This window comes from Sphingobium terrigena (assembly GCF_003591655.1).
Lineage (GTDB): Bacteria > Pseudomonadota > Alphaproteobacteria > Sphingomonadales > Sphingomonadaceae > Sphingobium > Sphingobium terrigena.
On sequence record NZ_QVRA01000005.1, the window covers coordinates 55531 to 78520 of the forward strand.

General features: G+C 63.5%; 22 protein-coding genes. 11 read left to right on the top strand and 11 right to left on the bottom strand.

Annotation, left to right across the window (positions count from 1 at the left end; genetic code table 11):
- Positions 1 to 97 precede the first annotated feature (97 nt).
- Positions 98 to 1327 carry an MFS transporter gene (locus D0Z70_RS06995; RefSeq protein ID WP_119744782.1) on the top strand — a complete coding sequence of 410 codons (1230 nt, stop codon included), beginning with the start codon at positions 98 to 100 and terminating at the stop codon, positions 1325 to 1327.
- 10 nt (positions 1328 to 1337) lie between these two features.
- Here D0Z70_RS06995 and D0Z70_RS07000 read toward each other — a convergent pair whose 3' ends face one another.
- The 6 genes from D0Z70_RS07000 to typA all read right to left on the bottom strand — a co-directional run bounded on the left by D0Z70_RS07000 (position 1338) and on the right by typA (position 5446).
- Positions 1338 to 1811: an ArsR family transcriptional regulator gene (locus tag D0Z70_RS07000; protein WP_119744784.1), complete on the bottom strand. Its 474-nt coding sequence runs from the start codon at positions 1809 to 1811 to the stop codon at positions 1338 to 1340.
- Positions 1789 to 2181 (bottom strand): hypothetical protein, encoded by a 393-nt coding sequence (locus D0Z70_RS07005; RefSeq protein ID WP_119745177.1) that lies wholly within the window; start codon positions 2179 to 2181, stop codon positions 1789 to 1791. The genes D0Z70_RS07000 and D0Z70_RS07005 overlap by 23 nt, the downstream gene beginning before the upstream one ends.
- A gap of 90 nt (positions 2182 to 2271) precedes the next feature.
- A complete protein-coding gene (locus D0Z70_RS07010; protein WP_119744786.1) occupies positions 2272 to 2619 on the bottom strand; it encodes a hypothetical protein in 348 nt (115 codons plus the stop codon).
- Positions 2620 to 2683: 64 nt separating this feature from the next.
- Complete coding sequence (locus D0Z70_RS07015) at positions 2684 to 3175, bottom strand: response regulator transcription factor (RefSeq protein WP_119744788.1); 492 nt, start codon at positions 3173 to 3175, stop codon at positions 2684 to 2686.
- Positions 3176 to 3346: 171 nt separating this feature from the next.
- On the bottom strand, positions 3347 to 3514 hold the full coding sequence (locus tag D0Z70_RS24870; protein WP_182913874.1) for a hypothetical protein: 168 nt from the start codon (positions 3512 to 3514) through the stop codon (positions 3347 to 3349).
- Between the two features lie 111 nt (positions 3515 to 3625).
- Positions 3626 to 5446, bottom strand: a complete 1821-nt coding sequence (gene typA, locus D0Z70_RS07020) for a translational GTPase TypA (RefSeq protein WP_119744790.1) — start codon at positions 5444 to 5446, stop codon at positions 3626 to 3628.
- Between the two features lie 215 nt (positions 5447 to 5661).
- Here typA and D0Z70_RS07025 point away from each other — a divergent pair, with 215 nt between their 5' ends.
- The 3 genes from D0Z70_RS07025 (at position 5662) to D0Z70_RS24875 (ending at position 7888) form a co-directional block, all read left to right on the top strand.
- Positions 5662 to 6882 carry a toxic anion resistance protein gene (locus D0Z70_RS07025; RefSeq protein WP_119744792.1) on the top strand — a complete coding sequence of 407 codons (1221 nt, stop codon included), beginning with the start codon at positions 5662 to 5664 and terminating at the stop codon, positions 6880 to 6882.
- A 124-nt stretch (positions 6883 to 7006) separates the two neighbouring features.
- A complete protein-coding gene (locus tag D0Z70_RS07030; RefSeq protein WP_119744794.1) occupies positions 7007 to 7717 on the top strand; it encodes a hypothetical protein in 711 nt (236 codons plus the stop codon).
- 15 nt (positions 7718 to 7732) lie between these two features.
- Positions 7733 to 7888: a hypothetical protein gene (locus tag D0Z70_RS24875; RefSeq protein ID WP_006951571.1), complete on the top strand. Its 156-nt coding sequence runs from the start codon at positions 7733 to 7735 to the stop codon at positions 7886 to 7888.
- On the opposite strand, the gene D0Z70_RS07035 is transcribed toward D0Z70_RS24875, so the two are convergent.
- The 5 genes from D0Z70_RS07035 to D0Z70_RS07055 form a co-directional block, all read right to left on the bottom strand.
- Positions 7885 to 8193 carry a PilZ domain-containing protein gene (locus D0Z70_RS07035; protein WP_119744796.1) on the bottom strand — a complete coding sequence of 103 codons (309 nt, stop codon included), beginning with the start codon at positions 8191 to 8193 and terminating at the stop codon, positions 7885 to 7887. The genes D0Z70_RS24875 and D0Z70_RS07035 overlap by 4 nt on opposite strands.
- Before the next feature lie 74 nt (positions 8194 to 8267).
- Positions 8268 to 9002: a class I SAM-dependent methyltransferase gene (locus tag D0Z70_RS07040; protein WP_119744798.1), complete on the bottom strand. Its 735-nt coding sequence runs from the start codon at positions 9000 to 9002 to the stop codon at positions 8268 to 8270.
- The gene (gene prfB / locus D0Z70_RS07045) at positions 9002 to 10129 is read right to left on the bottom strand and encodes a peptide chain release factor 2 (protein WP_119744800.1); all 1128 of its coding nucleotides are present in this window, start codon (positions 10127 to 10129) and stop codon (positions 9002 to 9004) included. Before prfB ends, D0Z70_RS07040 begins: the two co-directional genes overlap by 1 nt.
- A gap of 355 nt (positions 10130 to 10484) precedes the next feature.
- Entirely contained in the window at positions 10485 to 13019 is a 2535-nt protein-coding gene (locus tag D0Z70_RS07050) for a penicillin-binding protein 1A (RefSeq protein ID WP_119744802.1), read from the bottom strand.
- A gap of 275 nt (positions 13020 to 13294) precedes the next feature.
- Complete coding sequence (locus tag D0Z70_RS07055; protein WP_119744804.1) at positions 13295 to 14575, bottom strand: N-acetylmuramoyl-L-alanine amidase; 1281 nt, start codon at positions 14573 to 14575, stop codon at positions 13295 to 13297.
- A 637-nt stretch (positions 14576 to 15212) separates the two neighbouring features.
- On the opposite strand from D0Z70_RS07055, the gene D0Z70_RS07060 reads away from it, so the two are divergent.
- The 7 genes from D0Z70_RS07060 (at position 15213) to yidC (ending at position 22935) form a co-directional block, all read left to right on the top strand.
- Positions 15213 to 17951 carry an Rne/Rng family ribonuclease gene (locus D0Z70_RS07060; protein WP_220475628.1) on the top strand — a complete coding sequence of 913 codons (2739 nt, stop codon included), beginning with the start codon at positions 15213 to 15215 and terminating at the stop codon, positions 17949 to 17951.
- Between the two features lie 128 nt (positions 17952 to 18079).
- Entirely contained in the window at positions 18080 to 19429 is a 1350-nt protein-coding gene (locus tag D0Z70_RS07065) for a M48 family metalloprotease (protein WP_119744808.1), read from the top strand.
- Position 19430: 1 nt separating this feature from the next.
- Positions 19431 to 20198 (top strand): DsbA family protein, encoded by a 768-nt coding sequence (locus tag D0Z70_RS07070; RefSeq protein ID WP_119744810.1) that lies wholly within the window; start codon positions 19431 to 19433, stop codon positions 20196 to 20198.
- Between the two features lie 234 nt (positions 20199 to 20432).
- A complete protein-coding gene (gene rpmH, locus D0Z70_RS07075; RefSeq protein ID WP_006959075.1) occupies positions 20433 to 20567 on the top strand; it encodes a 50S ribosomal protein L34 in 135 nt (44 codons plus the stop codon).
- A 32-nt stretch (positions 20568 to 20599) separates the two neighbouring features.
- On the top strand, positions 20600 to 20992 hold the full coding sequence (rnpA, locus tag D0Z70_RS07080; protein WP_119744812.1) for a ribonuclease P protein component: 393 nt from the start codon (positions 20600 to 20602) through the stop codon (positions 20990 to 20992).
- Entirely contained in the window at positions 20989 to 21201 is a 213-nt protein-coding gene (yidD, locus tag D0Z70_RS07085; protein ID WP_119744815.1) for a membrane protein insertion efficiency factor YidD, read from the top strand. Before rnpA ends, yidD begins: the two co-directional genes overlap by 4 nt.
- Positions 21202 to 21231: 30 nt before the next feature.
- Positions 21232 to 22935 carry a membrane protein insertase YidC gene (yidC, locus tag D0Z70_RS07090; protein ID WP_119744817.1) on the top strand — a complete coding sequence of 568 codons (1704 nt, stop codon included), beginning with the start codon at positions 21232 to 21234 and terminating at the stop codon, positions 22933 to 22935.
- Positions 22936 to 22990 lie beyond the last annotated feature (55 nt).

Consider the following 22990-nt stretch of genomic DNA (forward strand, 5'->3'; position numbering starts at 1 on the left):
CGATGCTGTCCAGCGGCACGAAATAAATGAGGCGCTATCGCTTTTCTTCACCGACGCATTAGTCTGGGGCAAGACAGAATCGGGTGAGGAGAGCGGGATGACGCAGGCGGGGGCTTTGACAGCCGGGGCGGAGTGGCGGCGGTCGCCGGTGCTGCCGATCTCGGCGGGGCTGGGCTATGCCACCAGCGTCATCCATATTTACGGGCTTGGTCCCTATATCGAGCCGATCAGCCAGTCTTTCGGCTGGTCCCGGACACAAACCACTATCGGGCTGACGCTGGCGACATTGGTGCAGGCGCTGTTTTCCGTGCCGATCGGGCTGATGGTCGATCGGCTGGGGCCACGGCTGTTCGGGCTGGTGGGGGTGCTGCTGACCTGTGGTGCCTTTGCGATGCTGGGGACGGCGAGTGGCGACAAGACGCAGTGGTTGATGCTGTGGAGCCTGTTGGCGCTGGCGACATTGCCGGTGCAGGCGACGGTGTGGACCAGTGCGGTCGCGACCCGCTTTGCCGCGTCGCGCGGGCTGGCCTTTGCCGTGTCCCTGTGCGGCGCGTCGCTGGCCGCTGCGCTGTTTCCGCTGCTGGGTAGCTGGCTGATCGGGCGATATGGCTGGCAAACAGCCGCGCCGATCCAGGCAGCGATCTGGGTGGCGATCGCCTTCCCGACGATCTTCCTCTTCTTTCGCGGCGCGCATGACCGGCGGGGCAAGGCGGCGGTGGAGGCGCGGCCGGTGCTGACCGGCGTGACATTGGGCGAAGGGCTGCGGTCGTCCATCTATCACCGGCTGTTGCTGGCCAGCCTGCTCTTCACCTTCACGATCATCGCGCTGGTGGTGCATTTCGTGCCGATCCTGACCGACCGGGGCGCAGACCGGATGGCGGCGGCGGGCGTGGCAGCGCTGGTCGGGCTGTTTTCCGTCATCGGGCGGCTGGCGACCGGGCTGTTGCTCGACCGGTTTCGCGCATCGATGGTGGGGGCGACCGTGTTCCTGCTGCCCGCGATCGGCTGCCTGTTGCTGCTGACGGGCGGCGACAGCTGGATGGCGCAGGCGGCAGCGGCGGCGATGGTCGGGCTAACCCTCGGCGCGGAAGTGGATGTGATCGTCTATCTGACCACCCAGCATTTCGGCCTCAAGACCTTTGGCGGGCTTTATGGCGGGCTGTTGATGGCGCTGTCGGTCGGCACCGCCACCGGGCCGCTGGGCGCGTCCGCTTTGTTCGATGCGACCGGAGGCTATGGGCCGTTCCTGTGGCTGACCATCGCGCTGATGGTGGCAAGCAGCGTGACGCTGGCCAGCCTGCCGCGCCCCGCCTTTGCGCGGAGCTGACCGGCAAGCCTCAGGCGTCTGCCACAAAGGCGAGAGAGAACCAGGAGGACATGGCATCGACCGCCAGCGGCGACAGGCAGATTGCGCGGCGGCGGCGGCTGTTGGGGGATGTTTGATGCTCGTCCAGCAGGCCGCGCCGCTCCAGCACGCCGACCTGGCCGACGATGACGCTCATCGACAGGCGCGATTTTTCGCTCAGTTGCTCCAGCGTCAACGCCCGTCCCTCCAGCCCCGCCTGATAGAGGAGGAGCAGCATGTCCCAGGCAGGGTCGCTGAACAGATTTTGGCCAAGCAAGGTGGCACGCGCCCGCCGCGCTTCGATATAGCGCGCGAGCGTGGCAAGCTGCCCACCGCCGTCGCCATCCAGAATCGCCGCATCCTCCTGCCGCGCATGCACATTGCTGAGACAGCGTTGCAGCGCGACGATGAGGTCGGCTGCTTCCTGGCTGGGAACGATGCTCTCAGGCGGGATATGCGCGGTCATGGAGCGACTTTCGATCAAGTTCGATGCCAATGATGGTGAAGAGCATCAGGGGGATGATCCAGACCGTGTTCAGACCTTCGTAGATGCGGTCGGAAAAACTCTGGAGCAGCAGCGTCGCCACATGGGACAACAGCGTCATCAGCTGGCAGGCGGAAACCCAGACCGGCCAGTAACGGTGGCTTTGCAGCATCAGCCAGAGCAGCGCGACGAAGGTCAGCAGATCGACCGTCATCAGCCAATATTGCGTCGCCTGCCACGATCCGGCGAGTTGGGCGGGAATGGTGAACAGCACCGCCGCCACCGAAATGACGACGAAGCGTCGCCCGTCCCGCCCGCCAAACGCCAGCGCAAAAGCGCAGGTTAAAAGCATCAGAAGCCAAAAAGAAGCCGCCAGCATTTGATCACCGGTTGAGAGGGGGGAGAAATCAAACGTTTACCCAATGCCGACGGCTCCACCTGGTCAGGCGACCAGGGTCAGGTGGCGCTGCACATCGTCCTGCACGGGCGCGTCCATCCCCAACGGGCATCCAAAAGCTGTGACGGCATGTTGGCTTTGTTCGATACAGCGGGTCAGCAGCGCTGTCGCGCGGATCATGTCGCTGCGCCCCTCGATAATCTTGGTCGCGCTTTCATGGATGCGCAGGATGATGCGCTGGCTTTCGGCGGCAGTGAGGCCGGAATCCTGGGCAGCGGTGAGAAAGGCGGTGGTCAGCTGCGCCGTGTCGACGAGCGCGACGTCCAGCGCGGCAAAAGCCTGCTTGGTCTGATCGGCGACGGCCTGGGTCTTTGCGGGATCAAGATTAAGCACAAGTCATCTCCTTCGCACGACGCCATGCAGGCGGTGCGTTGTCAGCGTGGCAATGTAGGAAGGATCAGGCCAGCGCCTTGAAGGCCCCGGCAATGAGCAGCAGCAGAGTGACGACACCAACGCCGGTCAGAACGGCGGCGCGGATCATCGCCAATATGCGGCCATCGATACTCAGTTCATTGATCGATCCCCCTAGCGGCGGGCCGAAGGCGAGGATGCGGCGCAGGAGCGTTTTGCGTTCCATATGCTCATCCGGACTGTCCGGCTGAGCGATGGATGACGCAGGAGAGGCATCGGAGGCAAGCCGCTGCGTTTGATGTATCAAAGGCTGATATGTGCCACTTTGGGTCTGTGGTTGATCGAACGAAACGAACAGGCGCGCCGCCTCCTTGCGGGACGGCACGCCGAACTTGCGCAAACTGGTGCGGACGCGCTGATCGACCGTATGCTCCGAGACGTGGAGCTGCCGCGCGATTTCCTTGGAATTGAAGCCCTGCGACACCAGCCGCAGGCACTGCTTTTCCCCCTCGCTCAAGGCTGGCAGGGTTTCCGCCACTCCATCGCTCCTCCTGCATGGGCTCTTTGCCTAAGAACGAACCAAAGGCATCAAAAGGCCCAGCCAACGCATATCACACCGTCAAGGTTGCGATTCGGTTTGCGTTGCGTCCTAAAGTGACACGACAGGGTGTTGATATGCAACTTAGTTACGTAAGTAGCGGTCAGACGATCAGCTCGTGGGCTTGCCATCCTGTTTTGCCTTGTGCGCCGCGAGCAGCGCGTCGATCTCGACGATGCGCTGGCGCTGGATCGTGTCCTTGGCCAGCCCCTTGAGGCGACATTCGGCCCAAAGGGCGCGACGCTCGGACGTAAGCGCTTTGAGATATAGATCGGCCATGGGTCTGTCCTTGGAATGGGAAAAGGGCGGGAGCGTTGCGACGCCCCTGCCCCTCCACCACCGACTACGTCGGCGGCCCCCCTCCCAAGGCAAGCCTGGGGAGGAATTATTTTAGGCCGCTTTCGAGCGGCTCATGCGCTTGCGCTCGTTCGGGTCGAGGTAACGCTTGCGCAGGCGAATCGTCTTGGGCGTGACTTCAACCAGCTCATCGTCATCGATATAGGCGATGGCCTGTTCCAGCGTCAGCTTCCATGGCGGGGTCAGGCGGACGGCGTCGTCCTTGCCGCTGGCGCGGAAGTTGGTCAGCGCCTTGGACTTCATCGGGTTGACTTCAAGATCGTCGGGCTTGGCATTTTCGCCGATGATCATACCTTCATAGAGCGCTTCGCCAACGCCCACCATCAGGATACCGCGTTCTTCGAGCGGACCCAGCGCATAGGCATTGGCTTCGCCCGCGCCGTTGGAGATCAGGACGCCATTTTTGCGGCCTTCAATCTTGCCCTTGTGGGGGCCATATTTCTCGAACAGGCGGTTCATGATGCCGGTGCCGCGCGTGTCGGACAGGAATTCGCCATGATAGCCGATCAGGCCGCGCGAGGGGGCGGAGAAGGTGATGCGGGTCTTGCCGCCGCCCGATGGGCGCATGTCGGTCATTTCCGCCTTGCGCAGGTTCATCTTCTCGACAACCGTGCCGGAAAATTCGTCATCGACGTCGATCATGACGGTTTCATAGGGCTCGGTCTTGCCGCCATCCTCATCTTCGCCGAACAGCACGCGCGGGCGGCTGATCGAGAGTTCAAAGCCTTCGCGGCGCATGGTTTCGATGAGGACGCCCAGCTGAAGTTCGCCGCGACCAGCGACTTCGAAGCTGTCCTTGTCGGCGCTCTCGGTCACCTTGACGGCTACGTTCGATTCGGCTTCGCGGGCCAGACGATCGCGGATCATGCGGCTCGTCACCTTGGTGCCTTCACGACCCGCCATGGGCGAATCATTCACCGCAAAGCGCATCGAGAGGGTTGGTGGATCGATCGGCTGGGCCTGGATCGGCACGGTGACCGACGTGTCGCAGATGGTGTTGGCGACGGTCGCGACCGCCAGACCGGCCAGCGAGATGATGTCGCCAGCCTTGGCTTCATCGACAGGCACGCGATCAAGGCCGTGGAAGGCCATGATCTTGGACGCGCGGCCGGTTTCGATCACCTTGCCATCCATGTCGAGCGCGTGGATCGCCTGATTGACCTTCACCGAACCGCTGGTCACGCGGCCGGTGAGGATGCGGCCGAGGAAATTGTCACGATCGAGCAGGGTCACCAGGAAGGTAAAGGGCACGCCTTCCACTTCCACGGCGGGCGCGGGCACATGATCGACGATCTTCTGGAACAGCGGCTTGAGCGTGCCCGACCGCAGCGTGGGATCTTCATTGGCATAGCCGTTGCGGCCCGACGCATAGAGGACGGGGAAGTCGAGCTGTTCATCGGTCGCATCGAGCGACACGAACAGGTCGAACACTTCGTCCAGCACTTCCTGGATACGCTCGTCGGGACGATCGACCTTGTTGACGACGACGATGGGACGCAGGCCCAGTGCCAGCGCCTTGCCAGTCACGAACTTGGTCTGCGGCATCGCGCCTTCCGACGAATCGACCAGCAGGACGACGCCGTCGACCATCGAAAGGATGCGTTCGACTTCGCCACCAAAGTCGGCGTGTCCGGGCGTGTCGACGATGTTGATGCGGGTGCCTTCCCACTCGACCGAGGTCGGCTTGGCCAGGATGGTGATGCCGCGTTCTTTTTCGAGATCGTTGCTGTCCATCGCGCGCTCTTCGACGCGCTGATTGTCGCGGAAGGTGCCGGACTGGCGGAAAAGCTGGTCAACGAGGGTGGTCTTGCCGTGATCGACGTGCGCGATGATGGCGATATTACGCAGGGACATGTCTTGCCTTCGGGATATGGGTTCACCCAAGCCGACACAAGGTCACGCAGAGGCTTCGGGCGCGCCCCTACAGGAATTGATGCGTTGCGGCAAGGGCGCGTGGCAGCCACGAAGCGGGGCGCTTCCCACTGGACGGCGCCGCCCCTATGTTTATCCTGCCGATTGCGCCTTGAAGCGCAGGTGTTCTATATCAATATGACACCAAGGGAGATATCATGGCCACGACCGCTACTGCGACTGCAACAACCTCCAGCGATCCGTTCAGCCTGACGCCGCCTGATCCGGTGCCGGTCGTCAGCGCCGAGAGGGCCGCCGGGCTGGTGCCGATCGACGAGGGCAAAAAGTCCAAGCTGGACGAGAAGGTGGATGCCTTCATCGACGATCTGGTGGCGCAGGACGCCAATTCGCCGGCATTCGGCGCGCGGGTCGATCAGTTGACCAATATGGGGCGCAAGGAAATTGCCGAGGCGGCGGGCCACTCCAACCGCTTCCTCGACCGACCGGTGCGGGCGATGGACAGCGACAGCAAGGTCGGCGCGGACCTGGCCGAACTGCGCCGCACGGTCGAGGATCTGGATCCCGGCAAGCGCGGCAGCCTGACCAGCCGCAAAAAGCTGTTCGGGATCATCCCGTTCGGTAACAAGATGCGCGACTATTTCGACGGCTATAAGAGCGCGCAGAGCCACATCAATTCGATCCTGGGATCGCTGGCCAGCGGCAAGGACACACTGATCAAGGATAATGCCGCGATCGATGTCGAGCGGCAGAATATGTGGGCGACGATGGGTCGCCTCGAACAGATGATCCATATCAGCAAGACGATGGACGCACGGCTGGAGGCCAAGGCGCTGGAACTGGATTCGACCGACCCGACCAAGGCGAAGGCGATCCGCGAGAGCGCGCTGTTCTACATTCGCCAGCGCACGCAGGATTTGCTGACCCAGATGGCAGTGACGGTGCAGGGCTATCTGGCGCTCGATCTGGTGAAGAAGAATAATGTCGAGCTGGTCAAGGGCGTCGATCGCGCCTCCACCACCACGGTCGCAGCGCTGCGCACGGCGGTGACGGTGGCGCAGGCGCTGGTCGGGCAAAGGCTGGTGCTGGAGCAGATCACCGCGCTCAACACCACGACCGCGAACATGATCGATTCGACCGGCGAATTGCTGAAAAGCCAGACCGCGCAGATTCACGAGCAGGCCGCGTCGAGCACGATCCCGATCGAAACGTTGCAGCGCGCCTTCCAGAACATCTACGACACGATGGACAATATCGACAGCTTCAAGCTGAAAGCGCTGGAGAATATGAAAACCACGGTGACGACGCTGTCGAACGAGGTAGAGAAGTCCAAGGGCTATATTGCGCGGGCCGAAGGGCAGGCGCAGGCGTCGAAGGAAGCACGGGCGGACAATCCCTTGCTGAGCGCGATCGAGGGGTGAGGATGAAACATCTCCCGTTCACCCTGAGCGAAGTCGAAGGGGTCGGCCGACCGATAGGGAGGCTACTTCGCTCCGCTCAGTGGAAGGCTTCGACTTCGCTCAGCCCGAACGGGGACGGGGTCCAATGAGCCGTTCCGATCGTGTGCTGGCCGATGCCGAAGCGGTGCTGCGGCGTCATAGCGAGCGCGGGCAGAGCCTGACAGCGCGGGCGCGGCAGCGGCGTAATGCAGGGCTGATCCGCAAGGTCAAATATGCCTTCTGGGCGGTGCTGGCGGTGATATTGGGCAGCGCAGTTGCGGGCTTTGTCGTGCCGCTGGGGACGACCGGCATCATGATCGCGCTAGGCGTGATGATGGCGGCTTTGCTGCTGATCGGCCTGCTGCCGACGGAAACCCGCGTGCGGACCGAGGCGCTGGCGGAAACGCCGCTTACCGCCCTGCCGCTCCAGACAGAAATCTGGCTGGAAAATCAGCGCAAGGCGCTGCCGGCCCCGGCGGTGACGCTGGTGGACAGTATCGGCGTGAAGCTGGAGATATTGGCGCCGCAGCTTGAACGGCTGGGACCGCAGGACCCCGCCGCGCTGGAGGTGCGCCGCCTGCTGGCCGACCATCTGCCCGAACTGGTGACCGGCTATCAGTCGATCCCGCAGCCCTTGCGGCGCGAGGAACGCAATGGCCGGGTGCCGGAAAAGCAGCTGGTCGAGGGGCTGGCGGTGATCGACGCCGAGATTGGGCGGATGAGCGAGAATCTGGCCAGCGGCGATCTGGACAAGCTGGCGACGCAGAACCGCTTTCTGGAGCTGAAATATCAGGAGGCGAAGGAATTGGGGCAATAGCCCCGTCCTTCCTGGATGATCCACCTCACCCTCATCATCGTCGATTTCCTGACCGGGCTGCTGGCGGCGGGCGCATGGGCGCTGGCGTCTGCGGGCGGGGCGATCGCGGCGGTGGTCGGCGGCGGGGTGCTGGGCGTATCGCTGTTCCGGCGTTGGCGGCGCAAGGGCTAACCCCCGCGCACGACTTGCTGCACGGTGGCGTCGGACAAGGGCATGTCGAAATGCAGGCCAAAGCGTTTGGCCCGGACCCAGACGACATGGGCGATCGCCGCAACCCCTTCCGCCTCTATTCTGACGCGATCACCCGCTTGTGGGGGACGATCGCAATGCGCCAGCGCGCCCGATGTTGACAGGTCCAATATATGCGCACGCAGCGCCATGCCGTGCAGGTGTAGCACAACCGGCTCGAACATCTTGTGCCGTGCGGCGATGCGCGGTTTTGGCCCTGACGGGGCAAGCGAAGCATGGTCGGTCATGAAGGAAACCTCCCCGCCGCCATTATAATGTGGCGGCGGACAACAGCATATCACCAGACAGGATCAGGCGCGCATTAACCCTGATTTTCGCTGTGATAGGCGCAAGGAACGATGCTGGCCGGATCGGGCCGCGCGGCGATGCGGCGGAAGCGGGCGAGATAGCCGCCTGCGGTCGGCTTGGGGATGACCTCTTCCAGCCGGAAGCCCATCGCCGAGAGTTCGCAGGCCAGCAGGCGCGGCGGCGTGCCATGCTGCTGCGTAGGACGATTGGCATCGACGACGATCAGCTCGCCATCCTTTTTCAGTGCCGGGCTGAGATGCCAGAGGAAGGCGTAAGGCTCGGCAATCTCATGATACATATGGACCATCAATATGCGGTCGAAACTGTCGACTGGCAGGCGCGGGTCTTCCGGCGCGCCCAGCTTGACGCTGACATTGTCCAGTTTTTCGCGGGTGATGCGGCGGGACAGCGCCTCGATCACTTCGGGCATGATATCTTCGGCCAGCACCCGACCCTTCTCACCGACGCGGGTGGCGAGGCGGACAGTATAATAGCCCTCGCCCGCGCCGATGTCCGCCACGGTCATGCCGGGACGGATGCCCGCGCGATCCATGATATCCTCCGCCTCATTCACCCGGTCGCGCGCCTCCTCGCTCGACCAGCGGGTCGACACGATCGGGGCGACCGGGCGGTCAGCACGCGGGAAGGGTGCTGCGGCAGGCGCGCGTTCCGTTTCGTTGTCGGGCGACAGGCGATCGCAGGCGGCCAGCAGGACAAGCATCCCCGCCAGAACCACCCGCAATGGCATCAGTCGACATCCTCGACATCGACGCTTTCGCCTGTCACCTTCTGGCTCAAGGCGGCGGCCATGAAGGGATCAAGCGCGCCGTCCAGCACATCGTCGGGCGCAGTCGAGGTGACGCCGGTGCGCAGATCCTTCACCAGCTGATAGGGTTGCAGCACATAGGAGCGGATCTGGTGGCCCCAGCCAATCTCCGTCTTGGCGGCATATTCGCCTGCGGTCACGGCTTCGCGCTTGGCCAGTTCCGCTTCATAGAGCCGGGCCTTGAGCATATTCATCGCGGTCGCGCGGTTCTTGTGCTGCGACCGGTCATTCTGTGAGGCCACGATGATGCCGGAGGGGACGTGGGTGATGCGGACGGCCGAATCGGTCGTGTTGACATGCTGTCCGCCTGCGCCCGACGCGCGATAGGTGTCGATCTTGAGGTCGCTTTCCTTGACCTCGATATCGATATCATCGTCGATCACGGGATAGACCCAGACCGACGAGAAGCTGGTATGGCGGCGCGCGGCGCTGTCATAGGGGCTGATGCGGACCAGGCGATGGACGCCGCTTTCGGTCTTGGCATAGCCATAGGCATTTTCGCCCTTGATCAGGAAGGTCGCGGACTTGATGCCCGCCTGATCGCCCGCCTGATAATCGACCAGTTCCACCTTATAGCCGCGCCGTTCGGCCCAGCGGCGATACATGCGGCTGAGGATTTCGGCCCAGTCCTGACTCTCCGTGCCGCCAGCCCCGGCGTGGATTTCCAGATAGGTGTCGCTGCCATCGGCTTCGCCCGACAGCAGCGCCTTGATCTTGTCCTCATCCGCGCGGTCGGCCAGCGCCTTCAGGGCGGCAATGGCTTCGGACACCATCTCCTCGTCGCCCTCGGCCTCGGCCATTTCGATGAGTTCGGCGGTGTCGGACTTTTCCGAAGCGATCGCACGGGTCGCGCCGATCGCGCTGTCCAGCCGGGTCCGCTCGCGCATCACCTCCTGCGCCAGCTTCGCATTGTCCCACAAAGTCGGGTCCTCGACACGGGCGTTCAGCTCGTCGAGACGGCGCAGCGCGCGGTCCCAGTCAAGCGACTGGCGCAGCAGGGCCAGCGCGGCGTCGATGCGATCAATATATTGCAGCGCTTCGGCGCGCATGGGTGGTCTCCGGGTATTGGCTGGCGTGTGAACGCATCAAGCGACCGCCCCTATCCGAGGGCGGCGGATTTGGGAAGATCAATCCTCCCCTGACTGGTGAGGGCTATCGCAGATGGAACGCTGCCCACCCAACTCGTCACCCTGAACTTGTTTAGCTGCGCTGGCCTTCGGCTCAGGGTCCATTTCTCGCCACGAGCGGCGGCTTTTGGCGCATGATGGATCCTGAAACAAGTTCAGGATGACGTTGAGAGATAACGAAAAGTCACATGCCAAAGCCCTGCCCTTGACGGGCAGGAACTCAATTGGTTTCACGCGTGCAGTTTCACAATCCTCCCCAAACGGTGTTGGGGTGATTTCAATAAATCCCGCCTTGATCCTGCAAAAAGTCGCTGTCGGTGCGCGTTCTGGTGCGGGCGGCGGCGCGGGTGGCGGCGACTTTGGCCTGTTCCTCCGCCTCTTCCTTGCGGATGGTGCGGCGGGGTTCGGATTCGGGTTTGAAGGCTTCCCAGATGACCGCAGCCTTGGGTTCGCTGGTCGGCCAGGCGCCATAGACGCGCTTGCCCGAACGCCGGTCGATCGCGACCATGCGGATGCCCGCTGGCGCAATGAAGGGCGTTTTGGGCATGGTTTCCAATATGGGGGCCATCGCCGCCTTCCAGATTGGCGCGGCGATGCGGCCGCCCTGCGCCCAGCCGCCCAGGCTGCGCGGCTGGTCGTAGCCGATATAGACGCCCGCGACGAGATCGGGCGATCCGCCGACGAACCACACATTGGTCGGGCCGTTGGTGGTGCCGGTCTTGCCGAACAGCGGGCGGTTGAGGTCGGCCAGCACGGTGGCGGTGCCGCGCTGGACCACGCCTTCGGCGATGTGGACGACCTGATAGGCGGTCATCGGGTTCATCACCTGTTTGCCCTCAAAGCCGAAGCGCGGCATCGATTTGCCGTCCCAACTGGCCATGTTGCAGCCATCGCAGGCGCGCCAGCGTTCGGGCCAGATCACCTTGCCGCGCCGGTCCTGCACATAATCCATGACCCGCGAGGGGAATTGCCGCCCCTGATTGGCGAGCGTCGCATAGGCGTTGACCATGCGTTCGACCGTGGTTTCGCCCGCGCCCAGCGCGAAGGAGAGATAGGGCTGATAATCGCCGATACCCATGGTCTTGATGGTGCGGACGACCCGTTCCATCCCGGTCTGGCTGGCCGCGCGCACGGTCATCAGGTTACGCGATTGTTCGACGCCCCAGCGCATCGTCTGCGGTCCCGCGCTGCCGCCGGAGAAGTTGCGAAAGCATTTCTGGCCAAGGCCCGCGCCCTGATAAACGCACAAAGGACCGTCGACGATGATCGAGGCCGGGGTCATGCCGCCATCAAGCGCAGCGGCATAGACGAACGGCTTGATGGTCGATCCGGGCTGGCGTAGCGCCTGGGTCGCGCGATTGTAGCTGGAGAGGCGCGAATCGAAGCCGCCCTGCATCGCGCGGATGCGGCCCGAATGGACTTCCTCCACCACCATGCCGCCCGATACTTCGGGGATGGAGCGCAGCGCCCAGCTTCCCCCGTTGCGCGCGACGACGATCAGGTCGCCGGGCTTCATGGCGGAGAAGGCAGGGCCGCCAATCTTGCGATAGGGGGTCTGCGCGGCGCTGGCGGGGAGCGTGCCGGTGCTGCCGTCGGAAAAGCCAAGCTGCGCGTCGGTCGATGTGCGGCTGATGACCACGGCGACGCGCCACTCCGCATAATCGACGTCGATATAGCTGGCGGCCAGTTCCCGCTCCCAGCCATTGTCGATATTGATATGGCCGACCGGGCCGGACCAGCCGCGCCCGGCGTCAAAGCGCAGCAGACCGCCGCGCAGGGCGTTTTGCGTGCTGTCCTGCACCACCGGATCATAGGGGCTGCGCACCCACAGGCCACCGGCATAGATGCTGTTGGGCCCATCGCTCGCCTTTTCCCCGAACAAGGCGATCAGGCGGCGGCGCACCTCTTCCATATAATAGCCGCCCGCGCGCGCATCGAAGCCCGAACCGTGCATCGCGACGGTGCCAAGCGGCTGCGCCATGGCCGCGTCGCGCTGGGCCGGCGTGATCCAGTTGCTCTTGACCATTTCGCCCAGCGCCCAGTTGCGCCGGTCGATCGCGCGGGCATGGCCGGTCGGGCTTTCGGGGCGATAATTGGCCGGCCCCTTGGGCAGGATCGACAGATAGGCCATTTCGTGGAGCTTGAGGTCGGCCACATCCTTGTCGAAATAGGCGCGGGCGGCGGCCTGCACGCCATAGGCGTTACGGCCGAGGAATATCTGGTTGAGATAGAGTTCGAGGATCTGCTGCTTGGTCAGGACATTTTCCATGCGCCAGGCCAGGATCATCTCCTTCACCTTGCGCGTGGGCGAATATTCATCGCCAATCAGCAGATTCTTGGCCACCTGCTGGGTGATGGTGGAGCCGCCGCGCGCGCGCTGGCCGGAGCCAAGCTTGCTGGCATAATCGACCACTGCCCCTGCAAAACCGGGGAAATCGACGCCATGATGGTCGAAGAAAGTCTTGTCCTCCGCCGCCAGATAGGCGTGGATCAGTTGCGGGGGATAATCGCTAAATTGCAGTTGGACGCGCCGTTCGCGGGCATAGCTGTGGACCGGCTGGCCATTGATATCGCGCACGATGGTGGGCAGCGGCGGCTCATATTCGAGCAAAGTCGCCGCGTCCGGCAGGCCGCGCGCGAAGATCAGCCAGAAGAGCGCGCAAAAGAGCAGGAAGCCGCCGAGCAGAATGGACGCCCAGCGGAACAGGCGGCGCTGCCAGAGCGGGCGCAGACGGTCCAGCACGCCGCCAGCGTCGCGACGCAGGCGATAGGCGAAGGACGATGCGGGCGGATTGGAACGGGCCTCTTCCATGACGGATCAGGCTCTAAGGTCAAAAAGCCTGGAGCGCCAGTGGGGATCGTTGACGCTCCTCCGGCCTCGCCTGCCCTCCCCTGCAAGGTAGAGGATTATATATGACCTTTCGCACCCTCTCCACGTCATGCTGAATTTATTTCAGCATCCATTTCTCGTCCCAAGCGACGGCTCGTGGGGCATGATGGATGCTGAAATAAGTTCAGCATGACGAACTATGATAGGGTGTGTCCATACACGACAGCCCCGCCCCCGGCGAGGCCGATTTGGCGTGATCAGCCCCCCGCCGCACCACCATGCATCGCCAGCTTGCGGGCGAAGTGGACCTCGATCGCACGGGCGACGCCGCGGGCGATTTTTTGCTGGCCTTCGCGCGAGGCGAGGAAAGCAGCGTCGTCGGCATTGCTGATATAGCCGGTCTCGAACAGGACCGAGGGCGTGTCGGGCGCCTTCAGCACCATCAGCGAGGCGAAGCGGTGATAGGCGCTGCGGAACGGAACATAGGGTGAGGCTTCGCGCTGGAGCAGGCGGGCGAAACTGGCCGAGATGTTCATCGATTCGCGCTGGGTCAGGTCGATCAGGATCGAAGAGACGTCGCCCGACTGGCCACCAAGGTTCACGCCATTGATGATGTCAGCCTTGTTTTCGCGCGCCGCCAGCCGGGCCGCTTCGCGGTCGGACGCGGTTTCGGACAATGTATAGACGGTCGCGCCATGGGCTTCGGTATTTTCCGCCGCGTCGGCATGGACCGAGATGAACAGGTCCGCGCCCAGCTTGCGGGCGATGCCATAGCGTTCCTGAAGCACGAGATATTTGTCGTCGTCGCGGGTCAGCGCCACGCGGACGCGGCCGGACTTGACCAGTTGGTCGCGGATCGCCTGGGCAATGGCTAGGGTCACATCCTTTTCGCGCTTGCCATTTTCCTTGTTAATCGCGCCCGGATCATGGCCGCCATGGCCCGCATCGATCACGATCAGCGGACGGGCGCCATCACGCGCACCCTCGACCGGCGGCAGGGCGACGCCGCGCGCCATGGACGGGATCGGCACGGTGATGGAATGGAGCCGCTTTTGCGGCCGGGCGCTCATATTGGCGGGCGCGTCGAAGCTGGTGCGGCCCCGGCCCACCGCGGTGCGAAACGCGCTGTCGGTTGCGCCCTTGAGCGAGAAGCTCAGCGATTTGCGATCGGGCGCGATCTGCGCGTCGCCCAGCGTCGCGGGGCTGGAAAGGTCGAGAACGACGCGGGCGGTGCCTTCGCTCAACTGGCCCTGACGCACGGCGGCGATCGCGCCATTGCCGGGGGCAAACTGGCCGCGCCCCACCTGCGCGCCGCTAATGTCGAGCGCGATCCGGCGTGGCGTGTCGAGCAGGAAGGCGGACGCGCCATCGACCCGATCATCGAAGCGGACAATGACGCGATCATCGCGCACGTCGACGGCATAGATGCCACCGGCGCTGCCGGGCGCTGCCATCGTCAGGGTGCTTGCCAAGGCAAGGCTCTGCAACATGCGCCGTTTGTGCATCGCTTCGATGCGGGCCGTCCAGCCAAATGTCATGCGCTTATCCGTTCAGCGTCCCCACGCTAAACCCCGGATTAAGCACAGCCTGTTGTGGCTCCGTAAAATGAGAGGGTTAATATGATTTTCAGCACGAGTGATTGTGGGAATGGGCTTCGCCCATTCGTGCCGCACCAGCCCACTCCCCCACCCGGCCGCCCACAGTATATCCTGATTGGGAGGCCGGGTGGGGGTTCAAACGAGTCACGTGCCTCGTTTGAAGGCTGGTGCGGTCCACAAAAGTCGAATCATAATATTTCTGCCAGCCGTTGCCCCGTGGGTCTTTGACTGCTACCCATTCACATTCCCGCAAGACTTGCCTGTTTCATGGCGGCGATGCGGGGGATCAAGAGAGGCATCGGCGCGCACCCTGCGCGCCAAGGGATGCCAGTAACAGGTTGACGCTGCATGAGGCATGAATTCCATTCCACGCTTGCCCCGGTAACGGGCGATGCGGCGTGGATGGTCCGGCCCGGCGATTTGTCCGGCCCTGCCGACGCAGCAGACACGCAACATTTCCTTCAAACCCGGATGACGCCGCAACCCGCGCCCCTTTCGGCGCGCGCGTTGTCGTCCCTTCACTATCGCGTGGCGGCGCGGCCCAGTGCCGCAGCCCGTCCACGCCGGAGACTATTACATGACAATGCGTATGCTGATCGATGCGCGCCACCGGGAAGAAACCCGTGTCGCGGTCGTCAAGGGTAACCGGATCGAGGAATTCGACTTCGAGTCCGCTGAGCATAAACAGCTCAAGGGCAATATCTATCTGGCCAAGGTAACGCGGGTCGAACCCTCGTTGCAGGCCGCCTTCGTTGACTATGGCGGCAACCGCCACGGCTTCCTCGCTTTCAGCGAAATCCATCCCGACTATTATCAGATCCCGCGTGAAGACCGCGAAGCGCTGTTGCGCGAAGAACGCGCCCATGCCGAGGAAGAGGCCGCACTGCGCGCCGATTTCGACGATGATGATATGGACGATGGCGAAGGCAGCGTCGAAACCGTCGAGGCGACCCATCATCATGATGATGAGGACGGCCATGACGAGCAGGATGGCGGCGAACCGGCCGAAGGCGGCGAGACCGAAGGCAATGGCGGACGCGGCAATGGTCGCGGACGTGGCCGTGGCCGGGGTGGCGACGATGCCGCCGACGAACTGCGCCGCAAGCGCATGGCGCTGCGCCGTCGCTACAAAATCCAGGACGTCATCAAGCGCCGCCAGGTGCTGCTGGTCCAGGTCGTCAAGGAAGAACGCGGCAACAAGGGCGCGGCACTGACCAGCTATTTGTCGCTGGCCGGTCGTTACTGCGTGCTGATGCCCAACACGTCGCATGGCGGCGGCATTTCGCGCAAGATCAGCAATGCGGCGGACCGCAAGCGGTTGAAGTCGATCATCGCCGACATGGCGCTGCCATCGTCGATGGGCTGCATCGTGCGCACCGCTGGCTTGCAGCGCACCAAGGTCGAGATCAAGCGCGACTTCGACTATCTCGCCCGGCTGTGGGACGAGATTCGCGAAAATACGATGAAGTCGGCCGCCCCTGCGCTGATCCACAATGACAGTGACCTGATCAAGCGGGCGATCCGCGATATCTACAACAAGGATATCGAGGAAGTCATCGTCGAGGGCGAGCATGGTTACAAGGCCGCCAAGGACTTTATGCGCCTGCTGATGCCCAGCCATGCGCGCAAGGTGAAGGGCTATGCCGACGCGGTGTCGCTGTTCCAGCGCGCGGGTGTCGAGGATCAGCTGGCCGCCATGTATAACCCGGTGGTGCAGCTGAAATCGGGCGGCTATCTGGTCATCAACCCGACCGAAGCTTTGGTGTCGATCGACATCAACTCCGGCCGCTCGACCCGCGAACATGGCATCGAACAGACCGCCGTTGCGACCAATCTGGAAGCCGCGCGCGAGATTGCGCGCCAGTTGCGCCTGCGCGACATGGCGGGCCTGGTCGTCATCGACTTTATCGACATGGAGGTGAACTCCAACATCCGCAAGGTCGAGAAGGCGATGAAGGACGCGCTGAAGGACGATCGCGCGCGCATCCAGGTCGGTCGGATTTCGGGCTTTGGCCTGATGGAAATGAGCCGCCAGCGCCTGCGCACCGGCGTTCTGGAAGCATCGACCCGCCAGTGCCCGCATTGCGAAGGCACCGGTCTTGTCCGCACCGCGTCGTCGGCTGGCCTGTCCGCGCTGCGGATGCTGGAAGAGGAAGCGGCGCGTGGTCGCGGCAACGTCATCACGCTGCGCGCCAGCCAGGAAGCGGCCTTCTACGTCCTCAACAACAAGCGTCGCGAACTGGACGAAATCGAGCAGCGCTACGGCGTCAGCATCGTCGTGCTGCCCGATGGCGAGGTTGAAGGCGCGCGCATGTCGGTCGAGCCGAGCGGCCCGCGCCCTGAACGGGTCGTGACCTACGCCCCGATGGATCAGGATGACGACGATCTCGACCTGATCGAGGAGGAAGAGGAAGAAGAAGAGGCGCTGGCCGAGGACGAGGAAGAGGTCGTTGCCGAGCGTGAGCCGCGTGGCGAGCGCGCCGAGCAGGGCGACCGGGGCGAGGATCGCGATGGCAACCGCCGTCGCCGTCGCCGTCGTCGCCGGCGTGGCGGCCAGCGCGATGACAATCGCGTCGAGGGTGAAGCCGGGGAAGAAGCCGAAGCTGGGGCCGAAGCCGCGGATGCCGAAGAAGGCTCGACCGAGGACAGCGAAGGCGAAGGCGAAGTCACTGCAACCACCGCCGAAACCGAGGAAGAGGGCGCTGCCCGTCGTCGTGGCCGTCGTGGTCGCCGTGGCGGTCGTCGTCGTCGCGAGGGTGGCGAAAATGCCGCCGAAGCCGGGACAGAAACCGCGGATGCCGAATCGGTTACCGAGGACGCGCCCATGGTAGAGGACGCAGCTGTTGAGGAGGCTCCCGCCGAGGAAGCGCCCAAGACCCGCCGTCGTCCCCGCGCCCGCAAACCCAAGGTCGACAGCGCGCCGGTGACCGAAGCGCCCGTGACCGAAGCGATCGTCGAGGACGCACCGGTCGAGGTGGCGGCCGAAGCCCCTGCCGAGGTCGTGGCCGAAGCGGCACCTGCCAAGCCGCGCCGTGGTCGTCGTACCAAGGCGCAGATCGAGGCTGATGCCGCTGCTGCGGCGGAAGCCGTGATCGAAGCGCCGGTCGCGGAAGAAGCGCCTGCCAAGCCCAAGCGCACCCGGCGCAAGAAGGCTGACGTCGCGGTGGAAGCAGAAGCGGCACCTGCCGTCGAAGCCCCTGCTGTGGCTGAGGAAGCGCCTGCTGCCGAGACAGTGGCAGCGGAAAACGAAGCCGAAGGCGTGAATGAAGATGGCTCGCCGCGTCGCGGCTGGTGGCAGCGCACCTTCGGTCAATAAAGACCGGTTCGCTCGCTGATGAAAAAACGCCGCTGCTCGTCCGGTCATATCCGGTGCGCAGCGGCGTTTTTCGTTCGGGCCGACGCTTCACCGGCGGTTCATGGCCTGCATGGCAGTGGCGGCGCGTGATGGTCCGACTGTTCCGATGGCTTGCCCTGCTGCTGGGTGCGTTCATGCTGATGGCGCGCCCGGCGCTGGCGCAGAGCATCTTGCGTGATGCGGAAACCGAAGCCTTCATGGCCGACATGTCCGCGCCTTTGGTCAAGGCGGCGGGTATGGACCCGCGCAATGTCGAAGTGCTGGTCATCAACTCACCCGAAATCAACGCCTTCGTCGCGGGCGGCCAATATGTGTGGGTGCATAGCGGACTGATCGCGCAGGCCGACAATGTGAACCAGTTGCAGGGCGTGGTGGCGCATGAACTGGGGCATATCGAAGGTGGCCATATCGTCCGCTTTGGCGAGGGGATACGCGAGGCGACCGGTGTAACGCTGCTGAGCCTGGTGCTGGGTGCCGCTGCTATCGCGGCGGGCGGCGCGGAAGCGGGCATGGGCATTATGGGGCTGGGCCAGCAGGCGGCGATGACCAAATTCCTGGCCTTTTCGCGCGGGCAGGAAAGCTCCGCCGATCTGGCCGGGGCGCGCTATCTGAGCGCGGCGGGCGTCAGCGGCCGAGGCAGCCTGGAATTTTTCAAGAAGCTGCAAAATCAGGAATATCGTCTCGCGATCCCGCAGGACAATAGTTATGGCCGCACCCATCCGCTGTCGGGCGAACGCATCAATGTGCTGCGCGAGGTCTATACGGTCGACCCGGCGTGGGAAAAGCCGGTCGACCGGGCGCTGGAGCAGCGGTTCGAGCGGATCAAGGCCAAGCTGGTCGGCTTCGTGTCCGAACCGACGCAAACCTTGCAGAAATATCCCGAAAGCGACCAGTCGATCCCGGCCCATTATGCCAGAGCCTATGCCTGGCACAAAAGCGCCTATCCGCAACGCGCGCTCTATGAAGCGGACGCGCTGCTGACGGCGGCGCCGGACGACCCCTATTTTCTGGAGCTGAAAGGCCAGATATTGCTGGAAAGCGGTCGCCCCAAGGACGCGGTTGCGCCGCTGCGCGAGGCGGTGCGGCTGACCAACCAGCCGCTGATTTCAGTGCTGCTGGCCCATGCGTTGATCGCGACCGAGGATGAGGCGAATTTTGCCGAGGCCGAGCAGGTGTTGCGGCTGGCGGTGGCGCGCGATCGGGAAAATCCCTTCGCCTGGTATCAGTTGGGCGTCGTCTATGAACGGCGTGGCGATACGCCGCGTGCGGCGCTGGCGACGGCGGAACGCTATGCCATGATCGGTGAGCATCCGATGGCGCTGCGCAGCGCGGATGCGGCGATGCAGGGGCTGAAACCCGGCACGGTTGACTATCTGCGCGCGCAGGATATCGCCATGGTATCGCGCGCAGCGATCGAGCAGCAGCGGAAGAAACGATAAGATGACGCAGCAAGACCGGCCGACATTCCGCACGGCCCTTTCCAACAGGATGATCCAGATGACCCTTGGCGCTTTCGCCTTTATCGCGGCGGCCGCCGGGACCGCATTGGCCGTGCAGGCTCCCGCTGGCGTGACTGCCACGGACAAGAGCGCGATCGAGAAAATCGTCCATGACTATATTCTTGGGCATCCTGAAATCATCCCGCAGGCGATCGAGAAATTGCAGGCCAAGCGGATGTCGGGGACGATTTCCGACAATCGCGCGGCGCTGGAAAAACCCTATGCCGGGGCGTGGGAAGGCGCGGCCAATGCCGACGTCACCGTGGTTGAATTTTTCGACTATGCCTGCGGTTATTGCCGCGCATCGCTGCCCGATCTTGCGAAGCTGGTCGGGTCGGATACCAAGGTGAAGGTCGTGTATCGCGAACTGCCGATCCTGTCGGAAGAAAGCAGCGAGGCGGCCAAAGTATCGCTGCTGGCGGCCGAGCGCGGCCAATATATGGCCTATCACAAGGCGATGTATGGCGCGGGCAAGGTGACGCGCGATACGATTCTTTCGGCGGCGGCGAAGGCGGGCATCAGCAAGGCTGAGGCGGAAGCGGCGATCACATCGAGCAAATATGACGCCGAAATCCAGTCCAACATCGCGCTTGCCCAGAAATTGCAGGCAAGCGGGACACCGACCTTCGTGATCGGCGACCAGGTGCTGAACGGCGCGGTCGGCTTTGACGCGCTAAAGGGCGGCGTCGCGGCAGCGCGGGGGAAGTAGGAAAGCCTGGTGTTTCTGCGCGGGCAGGAACCCAGTTCAGCCCGCGCGGTCATGCGGCAAGGCCGGACTGGGCTTCTGCCTGCGCAGGAGCACGAAGTGCATGATACAGGCGCATCCTGCCATTGACTTCCCCCCCCCATTTGCCTATCGGACGCCCCCTGAACATGCGGCCGCTGCTTTGGCGGCCCTTTTTTGTCACGCCCGATTCTCTAGTTGTTTTTTGAGGAATGAACGATGAAGCGCACTTTTCAGCCGAGCAATCTGGTTCGGAAGCGCCGTCACGGTTATCGCGCCCGCATGGCGACCCCCGGCGGCCGCAACATCATCCGCGCCCGTCGTGCGCGCGGCCGCAAGAGCCTGAGCGCCTGATCGAAGGGCCGCCTTCGGCTGCGCCTGCCATCATGGGCAAGCGGGCCGATTTTCTGGCGGCCAATCGCGGCAAGCGCGCACCGATGCCGGGATTCGTCCTGCTGGTGCGCGAACGCGACGATGGCGATCCGGCGATGCGCTTTGGCATCACGGTCACGAAAAAGATTGGCGGCGCCGTCATCCGTAACCGGATGAAGCGCCGCTTTCGCGTTCTCGCACGCGAATTGCTGCCGCTGCATGGCTATGCCGGTGCCGATCATGTGCTGATTGGCCGCGACGGTGGCAAGGAACGCGATTTCGCCCTGCTGCGCACCGAACTGGAAAAGGCGCTGCGCAAGATTGCGCGCGCCCAACCCGGCGACGCGCCAGCGCGCAACGGGCCGCGTGCCGGTCATGGCCGGGGCAAGGGCAAAGTCGGCGCATGATTGCCCGCCTCCTGATCCTGATCGCGCGCTTCTGGCAGATCGGCCCTTCGCGCATCCTGCCCCCCTCCTGCCGCTATGCCCCTTCCTGCTCCGAATATGCGATCCAGGCGGTGCGCAAATATGGCGCGATCAAGGGTAGCTGGCTGGCGGGTAAGCGGCTAATGCGATGCCACCCATGGGGCGGTTCGGGCTATGACCCGGTCCCCTGACACAGTTATAAGACGGCGGAGCCGAACAACGTGGACGACAAGAAGAATATTATTCTGGCGGTGCTGCTGACCGCGGCGATCCTGTTCGGCTGGCCCTATGTCTCGACCTATTTCTTCCCGGCGGCCAATCCGCCTGCAACGAAGATAGAGGGTGGCAAGACGACAGCGGTCGCCAATCCCGCAGCGGACCCCGCCGCCGACAGCGTGACCGCGATTCGCGACCGGGCGCTGGTGCTGAAGGAAAGCCCGCGTATCCCCATTCGCACGCCCAAGCTGGACGGGTCGATCAACCTGAAGGGCGCGCGCATCGATGACATCGTGCTGCCAACCTATAGCGAGACGATCGCCAAGGATTCGCCTGCGGTGCGGCTCTATTCGCCCGCTGGTACGCAGGACGCCTATTTCGCCGGTTTCGGCTGGCAGGGCGAAGGGTTGAAAACCCCTAACAAGGACACGGTCTGGACCGCGCAGGGCCGCGAACTGACCCCGACGAGTCCCGTTACGCTGAGCTGGAATAATGGCGCAGGCCAGACGTTCGAGATTCGCCTGAGCGTCGATGAAAATTACATGATCTCTGCCGCGCAGAAAGTGTCGAACAGCGGTGCGGGCGCGGTGGGCGTGAAGCCCTATGGCTATATCAGCCGCAGCAGCATCCCCAAGGACCCTGATACCTGGACCATCCATATCGGCCCGATGGGCGTGTTCAACAATGCGGCCAATTATGATGTGAACTACAAGGATCTGGACGAAGGTCCGTCCACCCGCGATTTCCAGTCCAAGGGCGGCTGGATCGGCTTTACCGACAAATATTGGTTGTCGGCGCTGGTGCCGGGCAAGGACGCCGATGTCGCGGCGCAGTTCCGCAAAGGGGCTGGCACCCAATATCAGGCCGATGTCGCGCTCGATTCGACGATGCTGGCACCGGGCAAGGCAGTCACGCAGACGCTGCGGCTGTTCGTCGGGGCCAAGGAGGTCAAGACGCTCCAGGCCTATGAGCGTGACGGCGTCAAGCTGTTCGACCGCGCGATCGACTGGGGCTGGTTCTACTGGTTCGAGCAGCCGATCTTCGCGCTGCTGCACTGGCTGTTCGAGACGCTGGGCAATTTCGGCGTGGCGATCATCTGCCTGACCTTCGTCGTGCGCGGCCTGATGTTCCCGGTCGCCCAGCGCCAGTTCGCCAGCATGGCGGCAATGCGCGCGGTGCAGCCCAAGATGAAGGCGCTGCAGGAGAAGTATAAGGACGACAAGCCCAAGCTCCAGCAGGAGATGATGGCGCTCTACAAGACGGAGAAGGTCAACCCGCTGGCCGGGTGCCTGCCCATCTTCATCCAGATTCCGATCTTCTTCGCGCTCTACAAGGTGCTGATGCTGACGATCGAAATGCGGCACCAGCCCTTCATCCTGTGGATCAAGGATCTGTCCGCGCCCGATCCGCTGCATATTCTGAACCTGTTTGGCCTGCTGCCCTTCACCCCGCCATCCTTCCTGGCGATCGGCGTGCTGGCGGTGCTGCTGGGCATTTCGATGTGGTTGCAGTTCAAGCTGAACCCCGCGCAGATGGACCCGATGCAGCAGCAGATCTTCTCGATCATGCCGTGGATGATGATGTTCATCATGGCACCGTTCGCGGCGGGCCTGCTGGTGTACTGGATCACCAACAACTGCCTGTCGATGGCGCAACAATGGTGGCTGTATCGCAAGCATCCCGTGCTGAGCGCGGCGGTCGCGAAGTAAGTATCCTCCCCTGCAAGGGGAGGTGGCTGGCCGCAGGCCAGACGGAGGGGTGTCA